Genomic DNA, 12,136 nt, shown 5'->3' with positions numbered 1-12,136 from the left:
ACCTATACTCAGTGAATAGATTTCAGTCAATTGTCAAGGCCACAAAACGGAAAACACCAAAGAAACCAAAAGTCAGGACTTGAGAGTAGACTATGACTAAAATTTAGGTAATTTTCATGAATATAGAGAAACAACTCAAAATTCTTGCCAATGACGCTCCTGGATATGGCGTGTCTGTAAAGATTATGGAACAAGCCGTCAACCCAGTACTCAAATTCTTTGCTATTCAACACAAACAGACAGACTATTTTGTTTTACATACTAGTGATCGTCATTGGATCATTACGACCCTTAATAACCGCAAACAACCCCAAATAACGAAGCGAGTAGTTTATGGTTTTGTTAACCGTCAGGACGCCCGCAATTTTCAAGATACCGTAGATTCCAGTAGTGTTAATCCTCCTATTGATATTGTTTCTTTACCCATAACTCATCTTTTCTTTCAGATGTTTGCTATTCGCCAAGTTGATAGCATTATTCTTATGGATAACCAAAATAATAAAACACAAGGGATTGAAATACAGCGAGAAGACATAGAAAACATGATTCAAAAACAACTTCAACAAGTGACACCTAATCTTTTCTTAAAATCTCAAAAGATTCCGCCTAATTTGGCATAATAATATTAATTATTTTTTTTATCGATGAAAAACTGTTTAAAAACCATAAGTTGCAACAACGTCTATACTTGCCCCATTTATCACCATAGCAAAATTTCTGCTTTAGCATTGTTGTATGGACATTTTTGCTTATAGTTAATTCCTAACATCATAATTTTCACTACTAATTTAGAAAAATAAGTGATTATGATAGCTTATAAACAACTTGCCTTGACCTGATATTGGATAAGGACAAACTAGTCAAGAATAACTATAGAAAATTCCTTCGGATGGGGATATTGAAGTCAGGACGATCACTTTTGTTGTTTCGCCTACTGCCATAATGAGTTTGGGAACTTACCTTTCCCTTCCCTTGCTCACAGGTCATCCGTCCTTGTTCTCTTTAGCTTGTATTTAGACTGACTTTTATCTTCCATCTAGTCTGTGTGTTATGGCTCAATCTCAAATTTTATCAATTATCTATGTTTTTCTACATAAAAGCTCTCAGACAATGCAGCCAGTAACAGTAAGGCAAGAGGCACACCCTGTCAAAGTAGGCTCTTTCTCTTTTCCTCTCTCCCACTTTCTCCCCCTCTCTCCATGCCTCTGCTCCGTCTGTTATTTTTGATCATTGGTTTGAGTATAATTCTCGGATTGATTATATGGCTAATCAATTCTATTTATCATCTTTATATTCAAGTCTCTTTTACAGCGCCTTTATTAGGTAAACTATTGATTTTTCTGATTATCGGTCTTTTAGGCTTGTTAATCTACGCTTTTATTTATTATTTCAACTTAGCTGTCTCTGGTAAATTTTTCTTTACTCGTCGTCAAGAACGGTCTCGTCCTAAACTCCCTGAACAAAAAACTGAAGCGGCGCACGAAACTCTAAAAGCAGTACGCCGCCAAGTGCAACAGATTCAAGATAAAGTTACTCAAAAAGCTCTATTGAGTCGTTCTCTTCAAATTGAAACTAGTTTGGCTAAAGGCGATTTAAAAGTTGTAGTTTTCGGTACAGGATCAGCTGGAAAAACATCTCTAGTTAATGCCTTAATTGGGGAAATGGTGGGCAATGTAGAAGCAACTCTTGGGACTACTAAAATGGGGGAAACCTATTCCCTTAAGTTGTCAGGAGTTTCGAGAGATATCTTAATCACAGATACCCCAGGAATTTTGGAAGTAGGAGTAGAAGGAACTGAACGAGAACAGTTGGCACGAAAATTAGCAACAGAAGCAGATTTATTGCTATTTGTGGTAGATAATGATTTACGTCAATCAGAATATTACCCCCTACAAACTTTAGTAAATATTGGTAAACGATCATTATTAATTTTGAATAAAATTGATCTTTATCCCAAAGAAGAACTGACATTACTAATGAAGCAGTTGCAACAAAGAGTTAAAGTATTAATTTCTCCTTTAGATATTATTGCAGTAGCCGCTAAACCTCAATCATTTCTATTAGAAACCAAGGAAATTATTGAGCCAAAACCAGAAATTATACCTCTAATTAAGCGTCTTGCTGTGGTTTTAAGGGCAGAGGGAGAAGATTTAATTGCTGATAATATTTTGTTGCAATCTCAACGCCTGGGGGAAGAAGCTAGAAAAATGATTAATAGCCAAAGAAGACAACAGGCAGATAAGATCATAGATCGTTATCGATGGATTGGTGCCGGGGTTATTTCTGTGACTCCTTTACCTGTAGTGGATATGTTGGCAATGGCGGCAGTTAATGCCCAAATGGTAATTGAAATTGGACAAATCTATGGCTGTGAGTTAAATAGTGATCGAGGTAAGGAATTAGCCCTATCTTTAGGGAAAACTTTAGTAAGTTTAGGAATAGTAAAAGGAGCTTTGGATTTGTTAAGTAAAGCTCTACAATTAAATATAACTACTTATTTAGTTGGAAAAGCAATTCAGGGAGTGACAGCTGCTTATTTAACCCGTATCGCTGGAAAAAGTTTTGTTGAATATTTCCGTCACGATCAAGACTGGGGCGATGGAGGAATTACCGAAGTTGTACAACGTCAATTTGAACTGAGTCGTAAGAATGAATTTGTTCAAAGATTTGTTAACGACGCTATCGCTAATGTAGTAGAACCCTTAACATCAACTTGGGAAGAAGATGAGAAAAAATTTACTATAACATCTGGAAAACAAGAAGCTACTCTAGAGGAGGATGACTGGTAATTTATGCCATTAATTAACTTAGCTACTCAGTCAAATCTTTTAGATATTTATCGATTAATCAAACCAATATTTTTTAAAGACAAGTTGACTAAAATAACAGCTCAAGGATGTAGTAATTTTCTTGAATTTATTGCTTGTAGTTCTTTAAGAAAAAGACTAGTCTATGGATCTAAAATGTAGTTATATAAAATGAATACTGAATTAATCGGAATTCTTGAGATAAATCGAAACGACCATATCTTATTTTTTCCTAAAAAACCTATTGAGGGCAAAGAATTGGAGAAATACTGTTTAATTATGCTAAAAGTTACGTCTTAGAAAGAATTACTGCCAACTCAACTGAGTATACTTTGCCAATTGATCTTAAATTAAGATCTGTCAAGACAGGTCTAGATCTCAATCGAGGTGGTATTGTTGTTTCCCCCTATTTTATTGAAATATTGGAATCCTTGAAATATTTCTTAGGCATATCTCAAGGATTCCAATATTTCATCATTTCAGTCTTTTACTCCGTTACTTGCCAACTATAACATCGCGACCAATGCCTCCAAAACTTTGGCTTGCCTCTAGTCAGTATTAGGAAAAAATTGTGAAAATTAAACAAAAGATAAAATGGGTTTATCCTAGTACTTATGTTCGTTTAAAAAAGAGGTAAAAATCTTACCTTTACATTGATAACTATTTCCGTTCTCATCAAAACCTATGGAATCTTTAACCCCTGCCCAACAAGAACTATTTGACTGGTTAGTTGAATACATTGACAAAAGCCAGCATGCTCCTTCCATTCGTGAGATGATGCACGCTATGCATTTACGATCACCAGCCCCTGTTCAGAGTCGTCTGGAAAGATTACGCAATAAAGGTTATATCGATTGGATAGAAGGCAAAGCCCGTACTATTCGAATTTTACGTCCTAAACTCAAGGGTATTCGTATTTTAGGAACTATCACGGTTGGCACACTAGTTGAACTCTGTGCCAATGATCAAACTGAATTAGATTTATCTGAAATCACTGAACAGAAAAATTACTATGGGTTACAAATTGTAGGAGACAGCATGATCGAAGATTTAATCATTGAAGGCGATTTAGCTATCATGCGATCCTTGCCTAGAGATGAATATCCTAAAGATGGAGAAATTGTAGCTGCTATTGTTGAAGGTCATGGAACAACTCTAAAACGATTTTATCAAAATGGTGAAAAGGTATTACTTAAACCATCAAATTCTCAGTCTAAACCGATTGAAGTTAAGATTTCTGAGGTGGAAATTCAAGGGGTTTTGGTAGGAGTTTGGCGTGCTTACTGATAATGTACCCTAATTACTTGAACGAATGAGCTGAAGAATAGACGGTAGAGAACTTATCGCCTTAATTGATTGCTTTCAATATTTTTTTGTGAACTACATACATCGCTGATGCTGAAATGGGTGTTTTCTACCAGCGAGACTGCGCGATAAATAGTAGATTTTTTAAGTACTCCACTATCAAATCTTAATTTTGAAAGTAGGAGATCTCCCCTGTATCAAAGAAAAAATCTAGGTTTTTTTATATTCTTTACCGCATTGATATCTCTAAGTAGGTGATTTTAAATAAATAAAAAATAAAAAGTGATAAACAGAAAAGCGTACTAATTCTATTAGCCTGCTTAAAAAGGAGGCTAATAGAATTTTAAAAATCGAACCTATTGAAATTAACTCAAAACTTAAAAGCTACCTATAGAAAGAGTGCGACAATAAAAATATTATGCTCAAATCAAAGAAAATAAAAACTCAAAAAAATAAATCGAGTATAATTATTGATTGAAAAAATAAATTATAAAAATTATGTCTAGATAAAAAATCCGAAACAATATATACATCTCTAAATAGTGAAAAAAATAAAATATAAAATAATTTTAAAAATATTAAAAAAGACTAAATAAATGATAGTAGACAACAATTAGACAATATTTTAAAAAAGAAAAATTAACTCCTACACTATTCTTTTAAGAGTTACTGAAAAAACTGAAAGTAGTAACGATAACAATAATAAAAAGAATTGCTCTATGTTCTAAAAAATAAAAAATTTTAAAAAATATTATACTTATTTTGTCTATCGAATGATAGTATAAAACTATATATAAAAAGGTAATAATCTTAAATACAAACATATGATCACCAAAACAATATTTGAATCAACTACGATAGTTAAAGTTATTTGTTTGGCAAAGACTTATGTGTTAAGTTAATCCACTAATAATCTGATAAAGTCAAAAAAAGATTGAATAATTTTTAAAAAGAAAATTAAGCTTGAATACTTATCAAATATTTATATTGGTAACGCAACAAAAAATAAAATTTTAAATTATAAAAGTGAAATTTATATTTTTTGCCATCTATTTATTCTCTAAAATTAGACAAAATTTATAATTAGTGATGGCAGTGATGGAAGTTATCAAATCATGCTCACGATGAAATTGTTTAAAAGTGAATATATTTTTTGTCAAGAATAAAAAAGTAGAAAAAATTGATTTACTGAAAATTAAACATAAAAATCTAAAGCTTATTTAACAAGGTTTAAAATTTGTGTCAAATATATGCTAACTGATATAGATGTTGGTTGGCATAGATTTGTTTAAGTTTCTTATGTTATAAAACTTCGTAACTTTTTTTGATATAAGTTAATATTTAGCCAATTTTATTGATACTTCTTATATATAGATTGCTAATATATATCCGACTATTTATGTTTCCTAAACAGAGGATAAAAGTATTGTAGAAATAAATATGGATAGGAACTTTAATGGACAACCTAGTATATGCCAAGTCTAATTTTAACCTAAGCTAATTAGTCCAGTTTCCTAGGAAACTGGACTAATTAGCTTAGGTTAGGGACTTTTTGTCTCATCTTCTATTAAAGTTGTTAATTTTTTAATAACCAAAAGTTCAACTAAATAGATTAGGCTAATCAATGAATCATTGCTGTTCTAAAGCAATAAAACTTTTAAACTTATGCTAAGTACTTACCCATGAATCTCTTCAACTTCCGTTACTCAATTATAAAAATAGAAGATACCAGAGACGTTTTTATTTATTCATGATGAAAAAATTTAGATAGTGTTTGAAGATGTATAGAGAGTACATAAGAGAATTGTCCAATTGAGTCAAACCTTTAGTAAAGAGGAATATATTTTATTGGGTTGGACTCAATCGTCTACATTTGTAAATGATGGTTAACCCACATAAAATTCTATCAAGCTCAAACTTAATAAAAAGTTTATATGAGATGGTGTCCTCTGATTAAAATTGAAACGCCGCCTCGAATATATAAAAAAATATTAAAGAAAGTAGTACTACGTGTCATACAAATAAAATCATTATTAGCCATTGTAGGAGTAAAAAAAATTGAAGAGAAACTGCAAAAATTGTTAATATTTACTTAAACAAAAAATATACTCAAAAGTTTGTTTAACCCATCAAAATCCAGCTAATGCAATGGGAACAATCCGTTTTACTATTACCCTATTACTTGAAGCATTTCGACGCTAGGAATAAATTGGGATTAACAAAGTCCACTACATTTATTTTCTCAATATATGTAGTAGACTTTTAATAGTAATCATTTACAAGTATATCTTTGATAACTATAACCATTAACTTGAGGAAATTTTTGTTGATCAACAAAACATTGTTTTAAGTCAATGGGAGCCTGGAAATTAACTGTCCAAACTTCAATAGGGTAGGAAATTTGACTAACTACTTGTTTTAAATTTTCTGTTGCTTCAGAATATTCCGATTGTTCTTTATGAGATAACAAAAATAAAGTATCTTGCAGTTCTAAACGTCGTTGTAGTTCTAGAGCAATTCCCATAGTTTCCCCTGTTTGGACTAGATTTCTATGAGTTGTCGCAATCAAAACTGGGCTAGAAGCCGTGTCTTTAATGACTGAAATTAAACGATCAGGAAGATAATACTTTTGATATCCTAAATTAACTAATACCGTAATCGCTCCTATAAATCCCATGAACCAAACAGCATAAACAGCGAATTGTCCGTTGCTATTGAGTTTATTATAGACAATCGTTAACAGATAAGTAGGATTAAATAATATTTGATATTTTACTTTAAGAATTGAATTATCAAAATTAGATTTATTCCAAAAAATAGCAAGACTTACAGCAACTAAAACGATTACAGCTGGATAATAAACAAAACTGTATCGTGCACCACGAGTAATGTCCAATCCGATAACATAAGTTATTCCTAAAAAAATAGCGATTGCACTAAGAATAAATACTATTAACCCCTTTGTTGATAGGTTACAGTCTGAATACTTTAATACTTCTTGTATTCCTTTTTGTATATAAGGAATGAACCAAATAAAAAAGAGTAATAAGATTAAACTCGATAAAATAACAATGGCTATGGAAGAAGATTCAACGGGCAGTAAAGATACCATGGGAATCCAAACTGCTAACAGTTGGAATGGAGGACTAATCATATATAAAATATGTTTAATTGGATGAACCCAGGTAATCATGCCATTCCCATATCCTTTAGGAATAATAACCGCCATCCAAGTTAATCCGGTCGAAATTGCTCCTAGAAAAACCAACATAATACGAATAAAATTTCGTGAAGTAAAAAACAGGTTATCCTTTTTTTGCTGATAATGACGATAAATTAAAAATATTACCGTTATTCCTTCCGCTAATAAAGTTATTCCGAAAAAATAGTGAACTGACAAGCCAATTCCATTAATAAATATCCAAGTCGCAACTAACCATAAAGATAATATTTTTTTTGAAAAAAAAATATTTATTGAAAATGTAAAATAAGTCAAAGAAGTAATTACAAAAAGAATTGCCAATGTGTAGTGACGAGCTTCTTGTGCAAGAAAAATACCATAGGGAGAGACTGCCATTAAAGCCGCACTAATTTGTCCTACTCGTCGAGAACGGAAAGCAATTTTTCCTAAAAAATAAATTGCTGGAATAGATAATATTCCCAATAAAGCAGAAAGTGATCGCACTACCCAAATATCTACGTATTCTCCCAGTGGGGGAAATAATTTCACCCATAAATGTACCAACACAAAATACAGAGGAGGATGGTTATCTTTTTCTAAAAGTAATGAGACAACATCTCCAATGTTTGCATTGGGATTAAATTTTAGGGGTTGTAATAAAGCATCAATCGAAATTACCTGATTAAGGGGAACTGAGGTGAAATCATTTCCCAAACTAAACACCATCGTAGCAAATTCATCTGTCCAAGGGGGCTTAGCAGTTAATCTGGTAAACCTAAGAATGGACCCAATAACCACCCATAACCCCAATAACAACCAGTCCGCTGATCTCGGTAACTGATCAACCCAACGTTGAGACAATTGCATTTTAAACACGGATTACCTTACAACCAACTTTCCATAAAATAACTCATCTTGTCATCTCTTGGGAAAATTGGAGAGGATCGTGAGGGATTGAGAGATCGGGAGAAAAATTATAACTTTTTTAAAAATTATTATTAACAATAGTATTTTTTTATAATTGAAACAAAAGTGAATGCTCTCTACAATTCTAATAAAATTTACAGTATTATAAAATATATCTCAGTGATTACGTTAGTTAGTATAAAGAATATAAATTATTTTACGTAATTAGATCTGGTTTTTAAGGCTTGTAATCCTACATTTATTTTATAAATTATATAAAATAAGCAAAAATTAAATTATTTAATATTGAATATCTAAGTTTATTGTAGTAGTACTGATTTCTATCTTATTTAATTATTTTTTGTATTAAACAGCAATTTAATAACTTAAATTACATCAATCAATATGTTAAATAAAATAAATTTATAAATAATTTTAACTTTTTTCTATTCTATAGTTATATTTATATTAAATATTTGTGTTTATTATATAATTTTATGTTATTTATTTTTCTCTTGGCAGAAAATAATTCTACTTAGGAATAGACTTTCTATGATTTGGTCTTACCCAAAGAATGTTCAACTTATCTTTTAGTTATAAATATAAGAAATTATCTTAATTTTTACAAAAAATAGATTGAACTTTTTTCTATTTTTGTGATGGTCCTTCTTAGGAGAGCAAATATTTTTTTTGATTAGAATACTATTTAACAAGTTTAGACTGGATTTTAAACTTGTTAAATAGTATTAACTAAATAACCTCTCTAATATATATTTATTATTATGAATTATTCGACAATGACATTTTTAAGTAAAATCAGGATAAATCATAAAATTAGTTATGCTACTTATTGCAAGAAGAGTTTAGCTAATTATGACGATTAATTATGTGTTTTAAATATAAAAGATTCTATCTATAATAAAGTATTAATTGTTTTTAATAATGATTTCTAATGCTCAACTAAGTTGAGTGTCTAATTAATAAGCTATTCTTGGTCTACATATAAACTAAACTTTTTACTTGTTTACATTGAATCAACGTTAGTCAATTACAATCTTAAACCATAACTTGTTAACATTGATTAGTAAATGGCTTTTAATTAATAACTATTTACCATCATAGTAGACTTTTATTAGCCCTTTCCTTATCAGTGGCTAATTTTAACTTTACAATTCTACTGTCTGTTTTTAATAATGAATATGCTGTTGTTCCCAAAACCAACCTATAGTAGAAAATTAACTTAGTAAATTAGGTATTCTATGATTCGCGTTAAGTCTGACTCTAATTTTATATAAGAACACAGACTGTCACTTTAAGCATTTGCATAGGTGAAATTATCCTAGAATTAATCAAATAATTTTCAAGAAAAAGGCTTTCAAGGACCTAATCGTTTAGAGTAAATGTGGTAAACAAACACTCATTTTTTCACCAGCCTCAATATTAATTAAATCAGCAGTAATTTATCTCATTGCTTGAATAGTGCTAGCGATGGACATACCTAAAGAATTATAAGTTTCTTTCAACCCGTTGAGAAGCAGCTCATCAAATATAAAACAATCGCCACCTAACATTGCATAAGTGAAGTAGCGGAGATAGTAGTCAATATCACGACGGATAAAAGCCGTATAACGACGAATGACGTACATATTGCCACCAAGATAAGTGACATCGGAGTGCAACAATGACTTAGCTATCATTTTTTAATGATCGCAATAGTATTGGCACTAATGACACTAGCAGCATATGTTGCCTAGTAATCTTACCTAGTTGGAACATTGTGTTCTTTCTAGTGATATCTACTTGATGATTTTTAATATTTTATTTAGAAAATAGGCTTGAGTTGGGAATCTTATCAGTTTAAATAAACTACACACTTAGTTTTTAACTCTTTAAGCAAAGGGTTGTTATCCTAGATGTAACAATTTGTAATATTTTTACAGTAAAAACACCGACTATAGTTGTATTTATGTTATCAGTTCAAGCATCAGCGCAAGATACCGAGGCTCTTAAAAAGGTTTGGCAGGCTCTGCACCGAGAAAGTTGCCCTTATGATTATAACTTCCACATGCACACTGTTCACTCTGATGGACAATTAAAACCCCAGATTTTAATAGAACAAGCAGTGGTTCTCGGTCTTAGGGGGATGGCAATTACTGACCACCACTCTATCAATGGTTACCAAGTGGCGCAAAACTGGATTAATGAAACTCGCCAACACTATCCTCACAAACTTTTACCTCATCTTTGGACTGGGGTTGAAATTACTGCTAATCTACTTGATACTGAAGTTCATATTTTAGGCTATGGTTTTGATCCGCAACACAGTTTGATGCAGCCTTATCTCCGAGGGACTCATCCCAAAGACCTTTGGGCTTCAGCTCATCAGGTTATAAACGCTTTTCATCAAGCTGGTGGTTTAGCTGTCCTAGCCCATCCTGCTCGTTATAATCGTTCTGCAGGTGAGCTTATTCGCGTCTGTGCTGATTTAGGCATTGATGGAGTGGAGGCTTTTTATGCCTATGGTAATCCTAAACCTTGGATGACTAGTCCAAAACAAACGGAACAAGTATTAGCTTTAAGTAAAATCCATGGGTTATTCAAAACCTGTGGAACTGACACCCATGGGTTGAGTTTGCTTCGACGGATTTAGTTTAAGACGTACAAACCGGAAAACAAGAAGGAGAAACTTTCACTATTGACTTTAGCCTCTCATTATTACTTGTTTAATCTTTCCCAATTTAAAATACGACTTATTTCATCCCAATGCCAACGCAATAGATGGGCTGGCTGTCCTATAGAAATTCCAGGTAAATTAATAGCTTTTCTAGGAGATTCTGTTCCTAGAGAAATTGCAGTTTCTACTTCACATATTCCCCATTTCACTAAGTTTTCTAATCCGGAAAACAAGGGTAAAGTTGTTCCTGATAATGTTCCATTTGTTAAACTTGCAGTTCCTTGTTCAACTTTAATTTTTCGCTCATCCCAAGGATAGATTCCATCTCCTAAACCAATAGGAGATAGAGCGTCACTAACTAGAAAAACTCCCTGCTCATAATGACTTGATTTCAGTAGAATTTCTATCATAGTTGGACAGACGTGTCGACCATCAGCAATTAATCCGCAATAAACATTTTTATTAATTATCGCTTCTCCTAATAAGCCTGAGTTACGATGGTGTAAAGGTGGCATAGCATTGTAAGCATGTGTTACCATTGATGCGCCTAATTCGAAAGCTTTTTTAGCTTCTTTGTCTGTAGCTTGAGAATGTCCTAAACTAACAATAATTCCTTGGCATTTTAAATAAGGAATTACTTTATCAGTTGAGTCCAATTCAGGAGCTAAGGTCATTATCTTGACACGATGAGCATAATCTCCCAAAATTAGTTTTGCTGCTTCCACACTAGGTATTAATAGATATTGTTCAGGGTGTGCTCCTTTTTTTTTAGGGTTTAAAAAGGGTCCTTCTAAGTGGACCCCTAATATTTTTGCTGTCTCTTCAGGTTTTATAACTTGTTGGCTTATAAATTTATCAATTACAGAAAGAGATCTTTGGATATTTTTAACTGATGTTGTGACAATTGTGGGACAGAATCCATCAATTCCTTCTTGCCATAAAAAATCACAAATTTTTTGTAACATAGGCAAATCTTTTTCTTTGATTTCAGGAAAGGGTAATCCTAGTCCTCCATTAATTTGTAAGTCTATGCCGCCTAATGATAAATCATCTTCTTTTAAATCTAAAATCGTTTCATTTTGGATAGATTTAAACCCTGTTCTCATTGATGAGATGTTTTGGATAATACCTTGGGAATTAATAGAAACTTGTTGACTTTCTTCATAACCAGATATTTTAGCATTAATGATTCTAATATTTTTTAGCATTGTTTTGTTCTAAATTACTTTTTTTTATTAGATTTTATGAATGGACTAGAATCAT

Annotated in this window: 6 protein-coding genes and 1 pseudogene; 4 read left to right on the top strand and 3 right to left on the bottom strand. The window is 31.8% G+C overall.

Annotation, left to right across the window (positions count from 1 at the left end; all coding sequences use genetic code 11):
- Positions 1-116 precede the first annotated feature (116 nt).
- The 3 genes from ETSB_RS04430 to lexA all read left to right on the top strand — a co-directional run bounded on the left by ETSB_RS04430 (position 117) and on the right by lexA (position 4,094).
- Positions 117-620 (top strand): hypothetical protein, encoded by a 504-nt coding sequence (locus tag ETSB_RS04430; protein ID WP_044106547.1) that lies wholly within the window; start codon positions 117-119, stop codon positions 618-620.
- Positions 621-1,199: 579 nt separating this feature from the next.
- Positions 1,200-2,789 (top strand): YcjF family protein, encoded by a 1,590-nt coding sequence (locus ETSB_RS04425; protein ID WP_044106544.1) that lies wholly within the window; start codon positions 1,200-1,202, stop codon positions 2,787-2,789.
- Between the two features lie 702 nt (positions 2,790-3,491).
- Positions 3,492-4,094, top strand: a complete 603-nt coding sequence (gene lexA, locus ETSB_RS04415; RefSeq protein WP_044106542.1) for a transcriptional repressor LexA — start codon at positions 3,492-3,494, stop codon at positions 4,092-4,094.
- Positions 4,095-6,384: 2,290 nt separating this feature from the next.
- Here the strand turns inward: lexA and ETSB_RS04410 are convergent.
- Entirely contained in the window at positions 6,385-8,169 is a 1,785-nt protein-coding gene (locus ETSB_RS04410) for a glycosyltransferase family 39 protein (protein WP_044106540.1), read from the bottom strand.
- A gap of 1,421 nt (positions 8,170-9,590) precedes the next feature.
- Positions 9,591-9,940 (bottom strand): annotated as a pseudogene (locus ETSB_RS09245) (allophycocyanin subunit beta); the annotation flags it as partial.
- 225 nt (positions 9,941-10,165) lie between these two features.
- On the opposite strand from ETSB_RS09245, the gene ETSB_RS04405 reads away from it, so the two are divergent.
- On the top strand, positions 10,166-10,849 hold the full coding sequence (locus tag ETSB_RS04405; RefSeq protein WP_044106538.1) for a PHP domain-containing protein: 684 nt from the start codon (positions 10,166-10,168) through the stop codon (positions 10,847-10,849).
- A 65-nt stretch (positions 10,850-10,914) separates the two neighbouring features.
- Here ETSB_RS04405 and nagA read toward each other — a convergent pair whose 3' ends face one another.
- Positions 10,915-12,081, bottom strand: coding sequence for an N-acetylglucosamine-6-phosphate deacetylase (gene nagA, locus ETSB_RS04400; RefSeq protein ID WP_044106536.1), 1,167 nt, complete (start codon positions 12,079-12,081; stop codon positions 10,915-10,917).
- Between the last annotated feature and the right edge of the window lie 55 nt (positions 12,082-12,136).

This window comes from cyanobacterium endosymbiont of Epithemia turgida isolate EtSB Lake Yunoko (genome assembly GCF_000829235.1).
Lineage (GTDB): Bacteria > Cyanobacteriota > Cyanobacteriia > Cyanobacteriales > Microcystaceae > Rippkaea.
The sequence above is the reverse complement of the archived record's forward strand: the minus strand, read 5'-3'. Positions and strand labels throughout refer to the sequence as shown.

Bases quoted from the DNA above. Each gene is read 5' to 3' on its own strand.
- ETSB_RS04430 (WP_044106547.1), top strand. From the start codon at position 117: ATGAATATAGAGAAACAACTCAAAATTCTTGCCAATGACGCTCCTGGA.
- ETSB_RS04425 (WP_044106544.1), top strand. From the start codon at position 1,200: ATGCCTCTGCTCCGTCTGTTATTTTTGATCATTGGTTTGAGTATAATT.
- lexA (WP_044106542.1), top strand. From the start codon at position 3,492: ATGGAATCTTTAACCCCTGCCCAACAAGAACTATTTGACTGGTTAGTT.
- ETSB_RS04405 (WP_044106538.1), top strand. From the start codon at position 10,166: ATGTTATCAGTTCAAGCATCAGCGCAAGATACCGAGGCTCTTAAAAAG.
- nagA (WP_044106536.1), bottom strand. From the start codon at position 12,081: ATGCTAAAAAATATTAGAATCATTAATGCTAAAATATCTGGTTATGAA.